At 36.2% G+C, this 18,643-nt stretch carries 19 protein-coding genes and 2 pseudogenes; 10 read left to right on the top strand and 11 right to left on the bottom strand.

Features of this window, described 5'->3' with window-relative positions:
• The first annotated feature begins 18 nt into the window (after positions 1-18).
• Positions 19-762: a Fic family protein gene (locus GHC26_RS06340; RefSeq protein WP_163970416.1), complete on the top strand. Its 744-nt coding sequence runs from the start codon at positions 19-21 to the stop codon at positions 760-762.
• Positions 763-1,323: 561 nt separating this feature from the next.
• On the opposite strand, the gene GHC26_RS06335 is transcribed toward GHC26_RS06340, so the two are convergent.
• Positions 1,324-2,805, bottom strand: a complete 1,482-nt coding sequence (locus tag GHC26_RS06335; protein WP_163970415.1) for a flotillin family protein — start codon at positions 2,803-2,805, stop codon at positions 1,324-1,326.
• Positions 2,806-2,912: 107 nt separating this feature from the next.
• Here GHC26_RS06335 and GHC26_RS06330 point away from each other — a divergent pair.
• Positions 2,913-3,471, top strand: a pseudogene (locus tag GHC26_RS06330) (SpoVR family protein); the annotation flags it as partial.
• 529 nt (positions 3,472-4,000) lie between these two features.
• Here the strand turns inward: GHC26_RS06330 and GHC26_RS06320 are convergent.
• Positions 4,001-4,762: a FixH family protein gene (locus GHC26_RS06320; protein WP_163970414.1), complete on the bottom strand. Its 762-nt coding sequence runs from the start codon at positions 4,760-4,762 to the stop codon at positions 4,001-4,003.
• A 260-nt stretch (positions 4,763-5,022) separates the two neighbouring features.
• Between GHC26_RS06320 and GHC26_RS06315 the strand changes: the two genes are divergently transcribed.
• A complete protein-coding gene (locus GHC26_RS06315) occupies positions 5,023-5,313 on the top strand; it encodes a HesB/YadR/YfhF family protein (RefSeq protein ID WP_163970413.1) in 291 nt (96 codons plus the stop codon).
• A 250-nt stretch (positions 5,314-5,563) separates the two neighbouring features.
• Here the strand turns inward: GHC26_RS06315 and GHC26_RS06310 are convergent, their stop codons facing one another.
• Positions 5,564-6,499, bottom strand: a complete 936-nt coding sequence (locus tag GHC26_RS06310) for a peptidoglycan recognition protein family protein (protein WP_163970412.1) — start codon at positions 6,497-6,499, stop codon at positions 5,564-5,566.
• 1,327 nt (positions 6,500-7,826) lie between these two features.
• Between GHC26_RS06310 and GHC26_RS06305 the strand changes: the two genes are divergently transcribed.
• Both GHC26_RS06305 and GHC26_RS06300 read left to right on the top strand, forming a co-directional pair.
• Positions 7,827-8,612: a coiled-coil domain-containing protein gene (locus GHC26_RS06305; RefSeq protein WP_163970411.1), complete on the top strand. Its 786-nt coding sequence runs from the start codon at positions 7,827-7,829 to the stop codon at positions 8,610-8,612.
• A 586-nt stretch (positions 8,613-9,198) separates the two neighbouring features.
• Complete coding sequence (locus GHC26_RS06300; RefSeq protein WP_163970410.1) at positions 9,199-10,068, top strand: proline iminopeptidase-family hydrolase; 870 nt, start codon at positions 9,199-9,201, stop codon at positions 10,066-10,068.
• A gap of 234 nt (positions 10,069-10,302) precedes the next feature.
• Here GHC26_RS06300 and GHC26_RS06295 read toward each other — a convergent pair whose 3' ends face one another.
• Positions 10,303-10,593 (bottom strand): hypothetical protein, encoded by a 291-nt coding sequence (locus GHC26_RS06295; RefSeq protein WP_163970409.1) that lies wholly within the window; start codon positions 10,591-10,593, stop codon positions 10,303-10,305.
• A 147-nt stretch (positions 10,594-10,740) separates the two neighbouring features.
• On the opposite strand from GHC26_RS06295, the gene GHC26_RS06290 reads away from it, so the two are divergent.
• Positions 10,741-11,109 (top strand): SecDF P1 head subdomain-containing protein, encoded by a 369-nt coding sequence (locus tag GHC26_RS06290; RefSeq protein ID WP_163970408.1) that lies wholly within the window; start codon positions 10,741-10,743, stop codon positions 11,107-11,109.
• Positions 11,110-11,511: 402 nt separating this feature from the next.
• The gene (locus GHC26_RS06285; protein WP_226376874.1) at positions 11,512-12,096 is read left to right on the top strand and encodes a hypothetical protein; all 585 of its coding nucleotides are present in this window, start codon (positions 11,512-11,514) and stop codon (positions 12,094-12,096) included.
• 534 nt (positions 12,097-12,630) lie between these two features.
• On the opposite strand, the gene GHC26_RS06280 is transcribed toward GHC26_RS06285, so the two are convergent.
• Positions 12,631-13,533, bottom strand: a complete 903-nt coding sequence (locus tag GHC26_RS06280) for a 3-hydroxyacyl-CoA dehydrogenase (RefSeq protein ID WP_163970407.1) — start codon at positions 13,531-13,533, stop codon at positions 12,631-12,633.
• 254 nt (positions 13,534-13,787) lie between these two features.
• On the opposite strand from GHC26_RS06280, the gene GHC26_RS06275 reads away from it, so the two are divergent.
• From GHC26_RS06275 to GHC26_RS06265, 3 genes are all read left to right on the top strand, one after another.
• A complete protein-coding gene (locus tag GHC26_RS06275; protein ID WP_226376873.1) occupies positions 13,788-14,822 on the top strand; it encodes an LLM class flavin-dependent oxidoreductase in 1,035 nt (344 codons plus the stop codon).
• 196 nt (positions 14,823-15,018) lie between these two features.
• The gene (locus GHC26_RS06270) at positions 15,019-15,270 is read left to right on the top strand and encodes an AbrB/MazE/SpoVT family DNA-binding domain-containing protein (protein ID WP_163970406.1); all 252 of its coding nucleotides are present in this window, start codon (positions 15,019-15,021) and stop codon (positions 15,268-15,270) included.
• Entirely contained in the window at positions 15,270-15,668 is a 399-nt protein-coding gene (locus tag GHC26_RS06265; protein WP_163970405.1) for a type II toxin-antitoxin system death-on-curing family toxin, read from the top strand. The genes GHC26_RS06270 and GHC26_RS06265 overlap by 1 nt, the downstream gene beginning before the upstream one ends.
• A gap of 428 nt (positions 15,669-16,096) precedes the next feature.
• On the opposite strand, the gene GHC26_RS06260 is transcribed toward GHC26_RS06265, so the two are convergent.
• From GHC26_RS06260 to GHC26_RS06235, 6 genes and pseudogenes are all read right to left on the bottom strand, one after another.
• Entirely contained in the window at positions 16,097-16,396 is a 300-nt protein-coding gene (locus GHC26_RS06260) for an ATPase (RefSeq protein WP_163970404.1), read from the bottom strand.
• 82 nt (positions 16,397-16,478) lie between these two features.
• Positions 16,479-16,832 (bottom strand): annotated as a pseudogene (locus GHC26_RS16190) (competence protein ComK); the annotation flags it as partial.
• A 25-nt stretch (positions 16,833-16,857) separates the two neighbouring features.
• Complete coding sequence (locus tag GHC26_RS06250) at positions 16,858-16,995, bottom strand: hypothetical protein (RefSeq protein WP_163970403.1); 138 nt, start codon at positions 16,993-16,995, stop codon at positions 16,858-16,860.
• Between the two features lie 157 nt (positions 16,996-17,152).
• Complete coding sequence (locus GHC26_RS06245) at positions 17,153-17,335, bottom strand: hypothetical protein (RefSeq protein ID WP_163970402.1); 183 nt, start codon at positions 17,333-17,335, stop codon at positions 17,153-17,155.
• A 197-nt stretch (positions 17,336-17,532) separates the two neighbouring features.
• Complete coding sequence (locus tag GHC26_RS06240) at positions 17,533-17,955, bottom strand: hypothetical protein (RefSeq protein WP_163970401.1); 423 nt, start codon at positions 17,953-17,955, stop codon at positions 17,533-17,535.
• A gap of 339 nt (positions 17,956-18,294) precedes the next feature.
• Positions 18,295-18,567 carry a hypothetical protein gene (locus tag GHC26_RS06235; RefSeq protein WP_163970400.1) on the bottom strand — a complete coding sequence of 91 codons (273 nt, stop codon included), beginning with the start codon at positions 18,565-18,567 and terminating at the stop codon, positions 18,295-18,297.
• Positions 18,568-18,643: the final 76 nt, after the last annotated feature.

The following is an 18,643-nucleotide window of genomic DNA, read 5'->3' as shown; positions in this document are numbered from 1 at the left end:
AAGGAGGAATTCTAATTTATGGTGGAGTTTAGTAAAATAACAAAACTAAAAAATGAATTAGATAAAGTAAGACCACTTCCTCCAGAAGTTGTTAAAAATCTTACTGAGGTTTTCCGAGTCGAATGGACGTATCATTCAAATGCAATTGAGGGAAATACATTATCACTTAATGAGACAAAAATTGTACTTGAAGAAGGGTTAACCATTGGCGGGAAAAGACTTCAAGAGCATTTAGAAGTAATTAATCACTCGGAAGCAATTGATTTTGTTCAAGAATGTGTCACCACCAATCAATCCATAAATGAATACATATTAAAGAGGATCCATTTCCTAATTATAAAAAACATTGATAATAAAAATGCTGGGAATTATCGTCAAGTTAATGTTCGTATATCAGGTAGTGAACATACACCTCCCCACTTTCTGCAAGTTCAAAATGAAATAGACAGGCTTTTTACTTGGTATAATGAAAAGAAAGAACAGTTACATCCTGTGGAGTTAGCTGCATTATTCCATTTTAAATTTGTGTATATCCATCCTTTTTCTGATGGGAATGGAAGAATTGCAAGACTTATAATGAATTTAATATTAATGGAAAATGGATACCCTCCTGCAATAGTTAAAGCTGAAAATGAACAACGGATTAAGTATTATGAGACATTAGAAATGGCTAGTCTTAAACAAGATGTAGAACCTTTTGTTCGTCTCATCTCTGATTGTGTAGAAGATAGCCTAAGAGCATACCTTCATGCAATCCGATAAAGATTAAGCATCTTTCTCGACAATAAAAGATGCTTTTTGCATTGTAGTCGTTCTAAGAGTGTTTTAGAGGAAATGGCTAAGCAACATCTTAGAACACTACTACTTAAGTGTACATAAGCTTCATTCGTGGTAAAATATTTATAGAATTTCATACAATAGTAAAAACCGTCCCATGCTGGTAACATGGAACGGCTACAATAGGCTAACCCCAACAAGAGGGGAAGGCATAGCTTAGGAATAATCCCTCACTAGCTGGCTAAAGCACATGGGGGATTATTTTTTATCATTTTTATCGGACATAATAAACGTAATTAACATGCCGAATGAAATCATCAGTGTTATTACATCAGCCATACCCATAGGCATACCTCCCTCCACAGGATAAATCCTAGAAGGCGAAAGTACGCTCTAACCCCTCATGCAAAGCCAGTCTATTGTAACTTTGATTATAACATGTACGAACATTCGTTTCTGTTATTTTATGGTACGAATAAGTCAATATAATAAAAAGGTCAGAATCGATGGTTAATCAATTCTGACCTTTTTTGTTCTAATGTACTCTTATTCTTCTGTGCCTCTCTCATCCTGATCTAGCTCACTTGCTTCAGTTGTCACGGATGCCTCTTGGTGAGAAGCTTTCGTAGGTTCAGCTCCAAAATGATGAACATTTTTTTCACTAGATACATAGCTTTCTAGCATTTGTTTTAAATCCATACCAGTCGTTTCTTTTAACGACTCTTGAATTCCTAGCATTGTGGATGTCACGTTACTTGCAACTTTTGATGAGCCACCTTTTGAGTCAGATCCACCCATATCGATCACCTTCATATCTTGAATTTGAGAAATTGGTGCAGCGACTTTTTCGGCATACTTAGGCAATACATTGATCAACATTTCGACGATAGCAGCCTCACCATATTGTTCCATGGCACGTGCCATTCGTTCTTTCGACTCTGCTTCGGCGATCCCGCGTTGACGAATAACCTCTGCCTCTGATTCCCCTTTAATCCGTTCCTTTTCAGCTTCTGCTTCAGCCTCTTTTGTGGTTCTATAGGCTTCTGTGTCAGCAATCGAACGGCGACGTTTGTTTTCTTGTTCTTCTAGTTCAACAGCACGATTTCGCTCAATGTATTTGACTTTCAATTCTTCTTCTTTCACTTGTTGCGCTAGTTTTTGTTTTTCTAGCTCGCCAGCCTGTTCTGCTTTGGCTCTAGCACGGTTTGCTTCTTTTTCAAATTCGGCCTCTTTAATTTCACGCTCATTTTTCGATTCAGCAATAGCAGTTAAACGGTGGTTTTCTTCTTCTTTTGCTTCTTGATCGTTTTTAGCTTGATAGATACGGGTTTCTTTTTCAGCATCCGATTCTGCTTTGTTTGCCTTTTTCTGAACCTCGGCAATATGTGGTCGACCTAAGGCATCAATATAGCCATTTTCCTTATCTACATCTTCTACATCATTTAAAGCAAAGGATGTAATTTCAAATCCCATCCCCTTTAAGTCTGCTTCGGCAATTTTTTTTACTTGTGAATTCACTTCTTTAAAATCGTTATACACTTTCTCAATCGGAAGAGAAGCAATAATCGAACGTAGATGCCCATTTAAGACATCTTTTAATTCCTCTTCCCGTTCCTTTTGCTTTTTGCCAAGAAATTTCTCAGCAAAGTTGGCCATAATTTCTAAATCACTACCAATACTAATTACAGCTGTACTTTCGACACTAATGGGAATTCCTTCTTTTGTATAGGCTTTTTCGGAATTGACTTGTAATTGAAAGGATGTTAAATCGATTGGTGTGGATGTTTGGAACATCCGGAGTCGGTAGCCACCACCACGAATAATTTTAACGGAACGACCATTATCATCTTGAAAGACATTTCGTTCTTTCTCAGGGTCCCCTAGGTTTGGTCCAGTGACAATCAATGCTTCATTGGAACTGGCTGTTTTGTAGCGCACACGGAAAATAAAAAAGGTAATAATCCCGCCAATCAGTGCAACTCCTAAAATTACCATCGCAATAATAAAAAATAAGGCATCAGTAAACATGTAGAAACAACACTCCTCCTAAAAAATAATCCCATATCATCGATGGGAGCTTACCTTTACATACGGTTAAAGGGCTAAAAAGGTTTCACTATAATATGACTATTCTAAAAATATCTATATCATTCATATATGAAGGGTGGGTTTCCTCCTTGCACTTCCACTCTCGTATTCTACGAGATGGACCTAACTTCGGAAGAAACGATTGAATTTGCCAAACTAAATGCAAGTGTTGTGCAGTCATCCCTAACAGCAAATAAACCCATACTATTTAGGATTAAAGATCTTTGAAGTACGAGAAATTGAGTCAGACATATCCTTTATCCGAAATTATTTAACAAAAGATTTAGTAAAACAGGAGGATATGTACCTGTTTGAAAAGCAAGGCGAGTATTATCGTGTTACCGATAAAGACTATCAAAATGTCAGAGACCAGTTTGTATCGATGCGTCCATATATCACGGTAGAAAATGGCGATTACATGTGCAATGGCGAATTATATTTAGTGCATAGTTATGAAGGAACGGAACTGGATCTCAAATACTTGGAGAATATGTTGCCTTATATCTACAGCTGTGGGATCGGAAGGTTTATATGGAGACGGTTGTGGATGATAAAGAGGTAGTTTATTCGTATAATGGGGAAAAGGTTTATCGGCGGTTGATGTGAAGGATTATTGGGTAATGAGAGCTTGATATATTTATCGAGCTCTTTTTTATCGTAACTATTCCCAATAAATTACTAAATGATTTATAATAGAAGAAAAGGAGGAATCAAAATGAAATGGCAAGAAGTAAGAGAATTGTACCCAAGTCAGTTTGTTTTAGTTTCCATACTTGATTATCATTAAGAGGTGATAAGAAAATTGCAGGTGAAGTTGCACCTATACGTACAATTCAAGAAGAAGAGGTAAATAAAGAGTTTTTTTAGGGTAGAAGAAGGTAATATTGTTTATCATACGTCCAATGATAAATTAGTCATTCATTTACGCAGAGATCCAATGATTAGGATGAGGCATCTATAATGAAAATCTCATATAATGGACAATTTATTACTGTTTCTTTAATTGTAAACTTTCGTGGTAAGTCGATTAAAAGTACGTGATGTAATTCATACAGTCATTAGTCCTGATATTGTTAGGGGAAATCACCAATATAAAAAACGACTCAAATTATTTCGAGTCGTTTTCGTTTACTTTTTATTCGCTTACATCAAGTTGATAAGAGTCGTGTTCATGTAGCCCATCTTCATTTTCAACATGGACTGTAACTGTATAAGTATCAGCTTGCTCAAAAGCATGAGTCGCTGTGTATTCGCCAGCATCTGTTTCGGATGCATCGGCCCATTCTGTTTGTTCAGTGTTATCTCCTTGGATTACTTCATACCGAACATCAGCATTTTCAAGTGCTTCCTCATCCCATTTTAAATGTACTACTAAGTCCACTTCTTCACCAACTTCAATTGTTTCGGGCTCCACAAAATGCATACTAAAACCTTCTGTTAATTCCTGTTCATCCGCATTGTCGTGAGCTGCTTCCTGTTCGGTTGTACCGTCCCCAATAGTGATTTCTTTTATAGGCATTGTGTGCATATCTTTAGCGGTAGTATGTGCATACATTTCATACACACCGTCTCGATCAAATGTCACTTCAGCAGTATAGGTACCATCTTCATTATTGGTTGATTCAACCATCGTGCTATCATCTTCATTTCCTTGTTCCCAATACTCAAATTCTACTTCATCGGCATCTTCCACTAATTCGCCGCCATAGGTGACAACGGCTTTTAATTCAACGGTTTCCCCAGCCTCAGCAGACTCTGGTACTTGAAAATCAACTTCCAATACCTTTAACTCATCATCATCAGAGTCTTGTTCGGTCTCTTCATTTGTATCTCCACATGCTACTAAGAAGGTAAAGCAAAGTAATACGAAGAATAGAATCCACGTTTTTTTATGCATAATTATCGCCACTTTCTCTTATAGGTTATTCATTCTATCTTTAAGATAGCAATTGTTTCGTCAATAAGCAATGAAAGTTATGTGAACGTTTTCGGCAAATATTTGTAGCAATAATATGATTTTTAATCATTATGATGTTTATCACTTTTAGAATAAGCAAATTGATTTATACTAAAATAGAGATATCAGAATAAGATAAAAGAGAGACCTATTTAACCATACATACTATTAGTGTAACAACATAAAAATGAGGTGTAGACATGAATTTAAACGTAACAAATGAAGCAGCGAACTGGTATAAAGAAGAAATGGGAGTTGAAGAAGGAGATCTCGTACGGATCTTTGTAAAATTATATGGAGGCATTCCAACGGTCTTCTCTAATTTCTTTCTAGGCGTATCAGTCGGAAAAGATGGAGACATGGCAATTCAGGAAGAAGTGGAAGGGATTACCTTTTATATCAACAGTGAAGATTCTTGGCTTCTTGATGACCATGATCTTATTGTCAAGGTAGAAGATGATGAACCATCGTTTGTGTTTGAAGAAGTATGAAAATAGACAACAAGAAAACCGTCTGTCTCCTGATGAAACAGACGTTTTTTTAACACGTTAGGAAAGTATAAAGTTTTAGCTAAGAAGTAGACTCGACTTGGCTAAAATTTTAATGTCCCAAGTATAAGAAAAACGAACACATTCGCTAAAGGACGAGCGAATGCGAGTTTTTCTTATATTGTACTACTAATTTTAGTTAGTGACAGCCATCATGTTGTTTAATACCACGCTTTTCGTTCATAGGATCCTTTTATCCAAACAATGCAGCGAACGTATTCTTACCAGCGATTCCGTCGATGCTTAATTCATGATCGCGCTGGAATTCATGAACTGTTGATTCTGTCTCGTTGCCGAAAATTCCATCTACTGCTAATTCATATCCTTGGCAAAATAGTGTCGCCTGTAAGATCCATGTTATATTTCCCTGAGCACCTTTTTGTACATTAACCGTAGCACTTCGTGTGTTCGGTCCCCAAATTCCATCTACTGCTAACTCGCTATTAAACTGTTTATTCAATTCAGTTTGGTATCCCTTAATCAATGCCCGTTTTGTTTCAGGCCCATAAATCCCATCTTCTGCTATTGATAGAATATAGCGTTTGTTTAACGTGCGCTGGATTGAACGGATAGATGTTGACCCTGTTGATGCCGCAGACTGATCGTCGTTTGTCGTGCTAGATGTGTTGCTAGGGGTTTCATTCAGTACCGCTCGATAATCAAATTCCGGACATTGCTTCCATTCATAACCACTAAATTCATTGTGGCCTTTAACATGTTTTAGATGCGTGAAATCCTGTTGTAAGGCAGACACTAATTGCCGTAAGCTTTCTTTTTGTGCTTCTGTTGGTTCTTCGGTGCGAAAATCCCCTGTTAAGCAAACGCCGACTGCTTCATTATTATAATCTCCCACATGGTAAGCACGTGTCTCGATATCATTACAAAATTTCACGGTACCATCTGGCTCAATAACATAATGATAGCCAATGGAAGGCCAATCGTGTGTGTCAACATGATAGCGAGCATATCCTCTTGCATTTGATCCACCTGCATCTTGTTTTGTTAAACTATGGTGAATAGCAATGGTCGTTTTGTCGGTCACTTGAAGTACTGGATATTTTTTGGTTGCATGGCGTTTGACTTGTTCCCGATAATCTACAAAGTTTGGAATATCTACGAATCCTGCCATTGTTTCACCTCCTTCATAATATAAGAATATGATCGTGCCTTTCTATTGGTGTACATCCCGTGCCTAAGCAAAAAAAGAAAGGCTTCTTCATTCTATTAATCGAACGTAGGCGAGTTTTGGTGGCATGGTTGGTGGAAAATGATTTTTGGTTGTGACTAAATAGGTGAGGGATAATTACTTCCTATCGGCTTTTTGTATGTATACACTTATATTGTGATTAATCAGAGTACACGTATATTAAATTTTCCAAGTTCTTATCTAGTTATAAAAGTGTTGTCCCACGACTAGGAGCGCTTCCTGCACGAGTTGAGGATATTCTTGCACGTGTAAGAGTAGCTGTCGCACGAGTTGGAGTGCTTCCTCATCTCCTAATCGAGATAATCTACAAAGTATGCGAGGGCTACATATCCTGCCATGTCTTTACCTCCTAATTTAATAAAAGAAAAAGGAGATACCGTTCTTTTCGTGAACAATTTAGCCTAAACAAGAAAAGAAAGGCTTCTTCACTTTACTACTTATTCAACAAACGAAGCAGATTAAGAAAAAGGTTATATTTATAGTCGGTACTATATGACTGGCTACAATTAAAATGTTTTTTTCATCTAAAGAGGCAGTTAAATATTAAAAACCGAGATTTTTACAGGAACTTGGAATTTAATCCCAGTTATACAAGCGAGTATTAGACATAAAAAGTGTGAAATTTGAAAGTTAAATACGAGGTTGCTGGCACAAATTGATTTGAAAAATTATGCACTTTTTGTACCGCATAAATACGTTGTGTTGTATAATTAAAATGAATTAACGCTTGGACAACGATATAAAACTAGTGATAAATCTACAAAGGAGGTGATTGAAATGAAATGGGAAGATGTTCGACAAGCGTTCTCAAAACAATAGAGTAAATTGAGGCTAAACAAGCATATACAAATAAGGAAAGTGAACTTATTTTAGAAGAAATTGCCCCTTTGAAGAAATTTCCAAATTCCCCAGAAGCAATGAAAGAGTATCAAGAACTTCATTGTGAAAACCCTACTATTGTACATGCTCCACACTAGTCGAAAGAATACGAGTATCATTGAAAAGGTTCACTTTTTTGGAGGATAACGTTAAAACGTGTTTAATTTGACACAGGATCAGGAAGTACTGTTATTTCAACGGATCTTGCTGAATCACTAAGAATTATCACTTTAGAAATAACTAATCTATCATACTAGTAGTGTTGGTAGATATGAATTTGTCTATTTAATAAAATTGGAGATATGAATACAAAAACAGTCTGATGATTAAATATCGATTATAAAAATATTGTAAGGTTAGGTGTAAAAACATGGACGAAAAACGATTAATGCAAATGTTTTCTTCTTTGTTAGACAAAAAGTTAAAACCGTTAGATGTACGCATGGAGAGCCTCGAAGGAGGACAGCAAGCATTAAGTGAGCGCATGGAAAGCATTGAAGCAGGTCAGCAAGTAATAAGTGAGCGCATAGTGAGCCTCGAAGGAGGACAGCAAGCATTAAGTGAGCGCATAGTGAGCCTCGAAGGAGGACAGCAAGCATTAAGTGAGCGCATGGAGAGCATTGAAGGAAGTCAGCAAGTAATAAGTGAGCACATGGAGAGCCTCGAAGGAGGACAGCAAGCATTAAGTGAACGCATGGAGAGCATTGAAGGAAGTCAGCAAGCATTAAGTGAGCGCATGGAGAGCCTTGAAGGAGGTCAGCAAGTAATAAGTGAGCGCATAGTGAGCCTCGAAGGAAGTCAGCAAGCATTAAGTGAGCGCATAGTGAGCCTCGAAGGAGGACAGCAAGCATTAAGTGAACGCATGGAGAGCCTTGAAGGAGGTCAGCAAGCATTAAGTGAGAGCATAGTGAGCATTGAAGGAAGTCAGCAAGTAATAAGTGGGCGCATGGAGAGCCTTGAAGGAGGTCAGCAAGTAATAAGTGGGCGCATGGAGAACCTTGAAGGAGGACAGAAAGTATTAATAGAGAAATTAGATAACGTATCGAAACAAGTGGCTGATAACACAGAAAAGCTAAGTAGTGTTGAGAAAATTGCGGTTAAAGTTGCTGAACATGATACAGAGATTCAGGAATTAAGAAAGTTTATGGCAAATTAGCCAATAGGTTGAATCGGATTATTGTTCTCAAAACAATAGATGTAAATTGAGGCTAAACAAGCATATACAAATAAGGAAAGTGAATGTATGTTAGAAGAAATTACCCCTTTGAAAAAATTTTCAAATTCCCCATAAGCAATGAAAGAGTATCAAGAACTTTATCGTGAAAAACCTACTCGTGAATTATACGTACTTAATGCTAGTCGAAAGAATACGAATATCATTGAAAAGAAATGGGTGGGTGTGAGAAGATAGTGCACACAAGTTAAAATTAAGGATGAGTTAGCGAAATAGAATAGATTTCTTGTTGAGAAGACCCTGAATAATTGACCTATAGTAAGAAAAGGGAGAATAAACTTTGTACAAACTTATGTTAATAGAAGATGATGTACAGTTAAATAAACTTATTCAGGTAAACTTGGAGCGCTACGAGTATGTTGTATATCACCTAAGGGGGTAGTTAAAGCCAGCAGATTTTTTGTTTTACGGTAAAATGATTTTATTTCGGGATGGAAATTTCGGAAAGTACATTAAAACGGCACTCTTAGGAATATCGTTCAATTTATGGAAAGGTGGAGGAGAAAAAATGACAGTCCAAGAAGGATTTATTGAGGTAACAGGAGGAAAAGTCTGGTATCAACTACATAATTCTGATAAACCAAACACACCAGTTGTGCTGCTGCATGGTGGTCCTGGATCATCCCATTGGTCCATGCAAGGCTTAAGTGATTTAGCTGAGGATCGTCCAGTTATATTTTATGACCAATTAGGATGTGGAAAATCCGATCGTCCTCAAGACAAATCACTATGGAAAATCGATCGCTTTGTGGAGGAATTACACCAGATTAAAGAAGCACTTGGATTGGATGAATTTCATATTTTAGGCCATTCATGGGGGACAACCTTAGCTGCAGCCTACTATTTAACCTATCCAGAAGGGGTCAAAAGCATTATCTTTTCTAGTCCATGTTTAAGTGCGCCAATGTGGGCAAAGGATCAAGCTGAAAATCGGAATCAATTACCAAGAGAAGTACAAAAGACGTTGAAAGAGTGTGAAGCAAATGGCACAACCGATTCAGAGGCTTATAAGCAAGCAACAGAGGTATTTAATAAGCACTTTGTTTGTAGGCTGGAAGATGAGGAGAAGCCAGCCTATTTAAAGGAAGGTTCCCAGAATAAAAATGAGGAAGTTTATAATATTATGTGGGGGCCATCGGAATTTCATGTGACTGGAAATTTGAGAAATATTGATTTCACCTCAAAACTTAATACAATCAACATTCCAACACTATACACTTGTGGACGATATGATGAGGCAACTCCCAAATCAACTAACTATTATAGTGAACTCACACCAAATAGCACATTCCATGTATTTGAAAAGAGTGCGCATATGCCATATATCGAGGATCCAGCAGAATATCGTCGTGTTATTCGGGAGTTTTTAGGGGAGTAGTTAGTCTTAGGGTAAGGTTTATGAGAGATTAATAGAGATAAGCTGGAGCACTTGGGAAAATCAAGTGCTCTTTTTGTTGTGTGATGTGAGATATTTTCGTACTTACGCATGAGGGGATGGTGATGTCACATGTTTGGAAGGTGCTCGCACGAGTGTGATAAGGTGTCGCACGAATTAGGGTGAACTCCGCACGAATTCACATCTTTCCCGCATGACTAGCAGTCTCGCACACTTTTAAAAAAAGCTCAGCATCATCATGATAAACGAAAAAACAAAAATAAATAAAATGACCCCAAAGATAAGGGGAACGATTCCTTTAGCAGGACCTTTTTCCTTCTTTATAAAACTGATAATGTTAAAGATTATGCTTAGTAAACCAGTAATAACAGCCGTGAAAAACAGTACTTGGATGAGGACGGCCATCACGCCTTCTGGTTGTCGAGGTGCTAATATATAGGATGAAAATAGTGTAATAGCACAGATAACACTTAAGATAACAGACCATTTTGTGTAGGGTTGCTTCATTTCGTTCAAACTCCTTCTTGGATCTACCCCTATCATACATTCCTTAAAGGTGTCTGTCATCCACGGATTTAAGAGATAGAGTGGGGTTTTATATGGATGTGGTTATTATAAACAAGAATGTTAAAAAAGACTGAAGGGGGGAGGAAGATGAGAAATTTTTCCTTATATGTATGTGTTGCTATTTTGTTTTCTTTATTCTTAGTAGGTTGCATGAATAATGATAAAACTGATGATCGAAAGGTTACGATCAAAAACGATAACGGAGAAGTTTTAGCATCTACTTCTGACTTTGCTGAGGCAAGCGTAGAAGAACGTGCGCAAGATGGGGAAGCTATTTCAGTTAACTTAAAAGAAAAGAGTAAATTGGAAGAAGTAACGGAGACACACGTCGGTGAATCCATTCATGTTTATTTTGGTGAAAAGCTAATTAGTTCATCAAGAATTGTTACTGCAATTCCTGGGAAATCAATCGTTATTGAAGGGGACTATAACGAAGAACTGCTAGGCAAATGGTAGAAAAGGTGAATCAGCAATAGGATGGAAAGTGTTGTGTTGTATATTAAGAAGTTCGCTTTTGATGGAGAAAAACTAAAATAACTAATTAAGTGGCATACCACATTGTGCCCTCTTTCGTTAGTATATCAATATTTGCTTATAAATAGAACCACTTTTAGCATTGTAATTAGCATAAAAATCAACACCCCACTAACAGATGTTAGTGGGGTGATAATTGCTATGTTGTTTTAATCGTTAAATGGAAGTTCAATTGCTAATAATTTTTGGGAATGTTAAGATAAATCCAAATACAAATCAAGATTAAAGATATTTTATAGTTAAAAAAGCACGTTTGAAAAAAAGTTATCTGGAAGTTTGATAAAAATATGGATAGGGGTTGCTATTATAATTAAAAGTAAAGGGATGATCAAGTTTGTTATTAGTATTTTTACAGTTTTAATACTCTTGTCAGGGTGCTCGACCAAATCTTCTTTAGACTTAGTTAGCTCGACTGTTGATTTACGGAATGATGAAGGAAGACTAGGAGGAATCGGGATTACTTCAGGAGAAAAGGAGGGTAAAATTATAGTACCAATTGCACTCAGTTATGATTTTGTTTTAGCGAATACTGGTAATAAAATTCTTGGAGGAGCCGAAAAGTTAAATGAACAGACATTTGAATATGAGGATGGTATAAATATTCATATTGAACCAAATGAAAAATTAAAAGAAGTCTCAGAGGAAGTAATGGGTCATAATATTTATGACGAGGATACAGAAGGGGGTTTAGGCACTGGATCAACAAGTTCACCTGTTCTTCAACCAGATCAAGAAGGAGAATACACGCTTGATTTTGTATTAGGTGCGTTAGAGGAAAATCCTGAAATAAAACTTGCTCCTTCATCCGATCAATTGGAAAAGTTAAAGGAACATGCTATGGAGGCAGATCTAATTGTTTCGGTTGAAGGTGAAGAAATCGCCCGTTTTGATCTAAGTAATTTTGAGTAAGTTACCTTAAACACCATATACACTGTTGTTCTAAAAAAACGGGAGGGCATTATTTTATTTATGTTGGCACAAAATCGGGTACCTTTACGTTATATCCAAGGGTTTTTACGAGTATGATATCTGTTCTTTTTATAGTAGTCGCGTTGTCGATTGTAGCACTTATCACTTTTATATATAAGGGAGTAGAAGGACCAAAGCCATTTAGATTTTCGTATAGTGTTGTTGGATTATTCATCATAAATTGGATCTTATTCTTGACGGGTTTTTATACATTATTTGATGCTAACATTGGAGATGTTTTATGGAATATCGTATGGATATGCCTTTGTTTGATTGGAGTCATTACCACAATTATTGAATTTTTTCGGAACAACAGATATTTCGCATTCATTATTATATGTGTGACAGCTATTTCTTTTATGTTCTACTTATTCTCTATATTTATTGGAAGTATGTGATTTACAAGGTGTTAAGAACAAAAAGGCGTAAAATTAATGAGGTATCACCAACTCGTGATACCTCATTAACCGAAATCTAGTCATTCTCTAAAAAGTCTGGCTCCATGAATTTCGGATTCGGATACTTGTAAAATCCTTCTCCTGTTGCTGTGCCTAGTTTTCCCTTATCGATATACTCTGTTTTTAATAAATCAGCTAATTTTTTAAATCCAGGGTCCCCAGTTTTTTCTGCTTTTTCTTTCGTGATATTATAAGCAGTCGTAACTCCGACAACGTCTAAAATGGCAAAAGGTCCTTGGGGTGCGCCTGTTGCAATCATCCATGTTTTATCGATTGTTTCGATATCAGCAACTTCTTTAACGAGGAGCATCTGAGCAGCTTCTAACAAAGGTACTAATAACGAATTCAAAATATAGCCTGGCTGCTCTTTATGTAGAGGCAAAGCAACCATTCCAATGGCTTTGGCAAATTCGACAACTTCCTCAAACACGTTCATATCTGTTCCTTCATGTTTCATGATTTCTGCCGTGTTGTTTAACCAGATTTCATTGGCGAAGTGTAATGCAAGGAATTTACTTGGTCGTCCAGTTGCATCTGCAAATTGGCTTGGTAACATGGTGGAAGAGTTTGTAGCAAAAATAGTTTTTTCCGGAGCAACACTCGCTAATTCCTTGTAAAAGTCAGTTTTAATGTTCACTACTTCAGGAACAGCTTCAATGATAAGATCAGCGTCTGCAGTAGCTTTTGCTAAATCAGAATAGAACGAAATTCGATTAAAAGCAGCATCCACATCGTCTTTTGTCGCCTCTAAATCCTCCTGATAACGACTCTTCAATTTTGTAATTCGTTCCTTTGCCTTTTCTATCGCCTCGTCATTAATGTCGTAAACCGATACATCAAATCCTTTGAAAGCAGTTTGGTAAGCAATTTGACTTCCTAAAACCCCACTACCAGCAACTGTAATATTCTTATAATCCATATCAATTCTCCTTATTCCATATTCGTATCTCTCTTATTGTTACAGAAAATGCACTTTTTTATTATGTTGTGGACGTTATTCATGGAGGATGCAGTTCCATTGTAGTTGTTTGTCTATACGTAATAAGATAGTATACAAATCAGAGTACTTGTACATAACTCAGCTTCAGAAGGTTTTTTCAATACATATATGACACAAGATGATTGTTTTTAGAATTTCTAAGCCTACAAAAAAATAAAAAGGAGTGATTTACGTTGGGAAATAACCAGGTAAAAGGAGATTTGAAATTATCTATTTTAGATTTAGCTACCATGTATAATGGGGAATCAGCAACTGAAACATTACAAAATTCTACGGAGTTAGTACAGCTAGCTGATCGTCTTGGCTATACACGCTACTGGTTTGCCGAACATCATAATACAAAACATCAGATGAGCACCTCCCCGGATTTATTAAGTGCTCATGCAGCGGCTGTTACAAAAAACATTCGAATAGGCTCAGGTGGAATTATGCTGCCGAATCACAGTCCGCTTAAGGTTGCAGAGAATTTTTCTTTACTAGAAGCCTTACATCCAAAAAGGATTGATCTTGGAATTGGGCGAGCACCAGGGACGGATGGACTGACTGCATTAGCATTAAGACGGTCAAGGGAGGCGGTTGAGACGTATGATTTTCCAGAGCAATTGGATGAACTTCTTTCCTTCTTTTCGCATGATTTTCCAAGTGACCATCCTTTCCAGAATATTACGCCGTCACCTGATAAAAATTTGACACCTGATATGTATATGCTTGGGTCAAGTAATGGGGGAATGCAATTTGCTTCTCACCATGGACTTGGATTTGTCTTTGCAGCACACATTTCCCCTCAGTTGGCAGTCCCGATGTTGAAGGCTTATCGTGAAAACTTTACCCCATCATCTTTTTTGCGGGAGCCGAAAAGCATACTAAGCATCATTGTTATTACAGCTGAGACAGAGGAAGAAGCTACGTATTTGGCAGGACCAGCAGAACTACAATGGGTACGATGGGGAACAGGTGCATTTCATCTTGCACCGCCAACACTTGAAGAGGCAAGTTCTCATAAATACACTTCCCGGGAGGAAGCAGTACGACAAGAAAATAAAAGTCGCTTCGTGATCGGTAGTGTGGAAAATGCAGCGGAGAAACTAAGGAAACTTGCAAAAGATGCCATGGTTGATGAAATCATGATTCTGAATATGCTAACTGAAAAAAATTCACGGCATAAGTCATATGAACTATTAGCGGATGCATTTCAGCTTACTCCTTAGGCGAAATCTGTATCATTATCTGTGAATCACCAGTTCGTGTTGTTAATATTTTTATAGGAAATGTCCATTGTCAGTGTTGTCCACTTTTAAAGCTGATGATGGATATTTTGCTTTGTTTATTGGATAGAGGTGTTGTGTGTAAGTAAATTAGTATATGTTATAATTGGTATAACAATTATAACAAGGGTGTGAGTTTTTGGAGCAATTTGAAAGAAAAGTTACGAAGATTGGAAATAGCTTAGGAATTACGCTTCCCACTGAATTACTGAAACAAGTTGGCTTAGCACAGGGAGATGACGTTCAAGTTGAAGTGAAAGAGGGGAAAATAGTCTTAAGAAAAAAAGAACAGATAACACTTCCTGAAGGTGTTGATGCTGAATTCATGGACACGTTAAACGATGTAATTAAAGAGCATGACGAGGCATTTAAAGGGTTAGTGGATAGATAATGGATAAGATTGTCTATTTAACAACAAATCAAGTTATTGCTATTAATACCGTTCAAATTCGTCTATATTCTCCAGGAGAGCCAATGGGAGTAAAAGATCCAAACTTACTTGATTCGGCTATAAATCGACCAAAACAATCAGTGTTTGGTAGTGATGCATATCCTACTATTTACGAAAAAGCAGCTGCACTTTTAGAATCAATAGCAAAGAACCATGCTTTTCATAATGCGAATAAACGAACTGCTCTAGCTTCATTAATTGTTTTCCTAAAAGTAAACCATTTTCATTGGTCGATGGGAATTCAAGAAGAACAGGACTTTACAGTTGATGTTGTTAATCATAAATACACATTCGAAGAGATCGTAGCAACAATAAAAAATCATACAGAGAGACGATAAATCCATTCCCTTTTTAACTTGAGAATGGATTCTTTTTAGCAGCTAGGAAAGTATAAAAACTTTCCTACTGTATAAGTGCAACTAAGGCATTCACCATTAATGGTGAATACCAAGTTTTCTAATAATTTTTACAGAAATCTGTTATCGAGGAATAGCACCTTACATGAATAGATTTAAATAAAACTTATAATAATTGTTATGACCACACTTTGACTTAATAAAATTACCAAGGTTTTGCCATTAAGGGTTTTTTTCTCATTAACTATTAATCTTTGCCCTATAAAGTTAATAATTAAAACAACCAAAAATGTAAAAATAAAAGTAATTATTATATTGGCCATTATTGCATTGCCCTTTCTTATTTTGAGTTAAGTATATCTTCTTCAGGTATTACTGTCTGGTTACTAAATTAGAAATAGTTATTACTATTACTCCATTTTCTTCCACATCTTGAAATTATAGATTAGCTGAACTGAAAATGCTAGAAGGAACAATAGTCCAAACAGTATATTTAATGCCATACTCCAGTCTGTATAGTAGTAAATAACAATGAGTCCCACAATTACAAATGGAAGACTTGTTAGGGTTCTAATCATCTTTCTTCTATAGGATAATTTAAAGTAATTTAATTTAAACCCTTTATCCACTTTAGCCTTTCCTTTAAAAATAATAGATAAAATAACAGAAACGAATAATGCAATAATAACGGGAATGATGATATCTGTCATACTTAATCACTCCCTAGACTATTAATCTTATTTTAATGTTAACATAAAACACTTATCGTCTGCTTTGGTATAAATAAATCCGTTATCTGGTATCATTTTTCATTTGGCTAGCTACATGAAAACCCGCTTTCCCATGAATCATCCAGTAAAAATAGCCAGTTCGTTGTATTTGTTTGTTAATTGTGCGATAGGAAATGTCCATTGTCAGTTGTTTTCCACTTTTGAAGTTGATGATGGATGTTTTGCTTTGTTTTTTGGATAGATGTGGGTCGTGGGAAAGTGATTCGATGTGGTGGAAGAAGATCCAGACGCAGTTAGCATTCGATGGAGAATGGGTAGGAAAGCTATAAATATTTTGTCTGGCGTTGATCAGGATTGGAACTTTATGTTTATATCCTGTTAAATGTATAATCGAAGTTTTTCTTCCATCATAAGTGGATCCATATTGGAGTCATGCTGTTTTAATCAACTCGAGTGGTGTTTTTCGGATGAAGTATGTTTGGTTTGGTTCGTAAATGATGAATTGGTAATCGATATGGTTGGGTAATATAGTCATTTTTTTCGGTAATAGCATAGTCAGTAAAGATAGTGGTTGGCATCATGACACTCCTTAGAATGGAATTAGTTGAAATAGGTGATCTGTTTTTAGCGGGGGACAGATTGAGGCTATATGTGAAATAGTGCCTGATAAAAAAACGCCTCAAGGAATGTTGTTGAAATTTTAAGATTTTTCCAACTGTTTAATAATATGATTGCCTATTCTCTCAATTCCTTAAAAAAGCTATACTTATTCACGATATCCTGAAACGTGCCAGTATCCTTCAGTGCAAAACGAAGATCATAACATTTTTTATGGGTAATAGAATTTAGTACATCTAAACAAACAGCGTCACTATACGCTATTATTTGTCCACAGTTAGCACATCGTAAGCTTTCCATGCTTATTCTCCTCCTATCCATTAATTTGTTAGATAATAGGTAACATTCACAATGTACTTACGTCTTATATTACCATAAATACACACTGTAGGTATATTCAAACAGATATGAAAGTGAGATTAACTTACCCTAAGGGTGGGTAAGTTCGAATGTGGTGAAAAAGCACCACGTAAAGACGAGCCTTTTGCTGAATAGGCCTAAAATATAATTGTTACAAATACGATAAAGAAAAAGATGTTAATTGCTGCAAGGAGCCATTTTTTCCATCCTTTCCCAAGCCCTGCAAAAAAGAAGCCGAGAATAGGAAACAGAAAAATTCCTAAAAGGAATATCAATCCCGTAATGTTGCTTATATACTGACTCAAGAATATACCACTTGCCCACCAAAGAAGAAATAAGATAATAAATAGTAAAGATACTGTATGAGGCTTTTTGTCATAACCCTTCACCCATTCTTTGGCTACCTGAATATAAAAATCCTTTTCGTCCTTTTTGTTTTGATTAGTAATGAAAGCAGATACCAATCTTTGTCCATTTTTTGTTTTTGCAGTTATCGGTCCTCTTGTTAAATCTTCATTTAGATTTTTATCTCTAATAAGACCTTTTTGATAATTTTCCATTATGGTGTTGACATCTTCATAGGACCCTTTTTTCTTTAACTTCGATTCTTTATGTTTAAACAGGGAGTAAAAAGTAAATCGAACCAATATAAGGTGTAATCGTGAGTATAATTTTCGAAACATCTTTCACTACCTTTCTTCTCTGTTGTAGTTTTCTGCTGCGTTAATTAAAAGTAATTGCTTTTTTTTCAATTGCACCCGATAGTTAATTTAATGTCTTAAAGTTATTTATCTACGACTTATTAGGAACGAGGCAATTCCACTAAAGGCAAAGTAAAGCCATAATAATATCCAAATATAAAAACTGGAACACTCTCCATTCCTATAAATGTAAGAACACTAAACAAAATAAATAAAGGGCCTACAAAGATATTTGATGAAAAGGCGTAAAAACTTCACCATATTACGAGTAGTCCGTTCATCAAATTCTGGTGTTTTATCCTTTTTCGATCGAATTCTAATTATATTGATGACAAAAAGTAGAATTGTAATAATTAGCGAACCAAGTAACCCTGGTCCAGAGAGTTTCCCTTGGATACTCTGCTCTAATGTTGTACCTACTAATACGGTAATACCACCGGATGTTAATGTCCACTTAGATGTTTTTTTCATTACTATTTCTCAAAGGAACCTGTATAAAGGTCCCTACTGAATCTTATATCCCATCCTTAGCTGTTTAAAGGTTGGA

It is taken from the genome of Oceanobacillus halotolerans, from assembly GCF_010993955.1.
Classification (GTDB): Bacteria; Bacillota; Bacilli; order Bacillales; family Amphibacillaceae; genus Oceanibacillus_A; species Oceanibacillus_A halotolerans.
Note: the sequence above shows the minus strand (reverse complement) of the source record. Positions and strands in the feature narration are given on the sequence as shown.

Excerpts from the sequence above, each read along its gene's own strand:
- GHC26_RS06260 (WP_163970404.1), bottom strand. The coding sequence starts at position 16,396 with ATGACAGATATCATCATTCCCGTTATTATTGCATTATTCGTTTCTGTT.
- GHC26_RS06265 (WP_163970405.1), top strand. The coding sequence starts at position 15,270 with ATGGATAAGATTGTCTATTTAACAACAAATCAAGTTATTGCTATTAAT.
- GHC26_RS06340 (WP_163970416.1), top strand. The coding sequence starts at position 19 with ATGGTGGAGTTTAGTAAAATAACAAAACTAAAAAATGAATTAGATAAA.
- GHC26_RS06245 (WP_163970402.1), bottom strand. The coding sequence starts at position 17,335 with ATGGAAAGCTTACGATGTGCTAACTGTGGACAAATAATAGCGTATAGT.
- GHC26_RS06280 (WP_163970407.1), bottom strand. The coding sequence starts at position 13,533 with ATGGATTATAAGAATATTACAGTTGCTGGTAGTGGGGTTTTAGGAAGT.
- GHC26_RS06285 (WP_226376874.1), top strand. The coding sequence starts at position 11,512 with ATGATCAAGTTTGTTATTAGTATTTTTACAGTTTTAATACTCTTGTCA.
- GHC26_RS06320 (WP_163970414.1), bottom strand. The coding sequence starts at position 4,762 with ATGCATAAAAAAACGTGGATTCTATTCTTCGTATTACTTTGCTTTACC.
- GHC26_RS06335 (WP_163970415.1), bottom strand. The coding sequence starts at position 2,805 with ATGTTTACTGATGCCTTATTTTTTATTATTGCGATGGTAATTTTAGGA.
- GHC26_RS06290 (WP_163970408.1), top strand. The coding sequence starts at position 10,741 with ATGAGAAATTTTTCCTTATATGTATGTGTTGCTATTTTGTTTTCTTTA.
- GHC26_RS06300 (WP_163970410.1), top strand. The coding sequence starts at position 9,199 with ATGACAGTCCAAGAAGGATTTATTGAGGTAACAGGAGGAAAAGTCTGG.
- GHC26_RS06295 (WP_163970409.1), bottom strand. The coding sequence starts at position 10,593 with ATGAAGCAACCCTACACAAAATGGTCTGTTATCTTAAGTGTTATCTGT.
- GHC26_RS06305 (WP_163970411.1), top strand. The coding sequence starts at position 7,827 with ATGGACGAAAAACGATTAATGCAAATGTTTTCTTCTTTGTTAGACAAA.
- GHC26_RS06310 (WP_163970412.1), bottom strand. The coding sequence starts at position 6,499 with ATGGCAGGATTCGTAGATATTCCAAACTTTGTAGATTATCGGGAACAA.
- GHC26_RS06315 (WP_163970413.1), top strand. The coding sequence starts at position 5,023 with ATGAATTTAAACGTAACAAATGAAGCAGCGAACTGGTATAAAGAAGAA.
- GHC26_RS06240 (WP_163970401.1), bottom strand. The coding sequence starts at position 17,955 with ATGGAAAATTATCAAAAAGGTCTTATTAGAGATAAAAATCTAAATGAA.
- GHC26_RS06235 (WP_163970400.1), bottom strand. The coding sequence starts at position 18,567 with ATGAAAAAAACATCTAAGTGGACATTAACATCCGGTGGTATTACCGTA.
- GHC26_RS06250 (WP_163970403.1), bottom strand. The coding sequence starts at position 16,995 with ATGCCAACCACTATCTTTACTGACTATGCTATTACCGAAAAAAATGAC.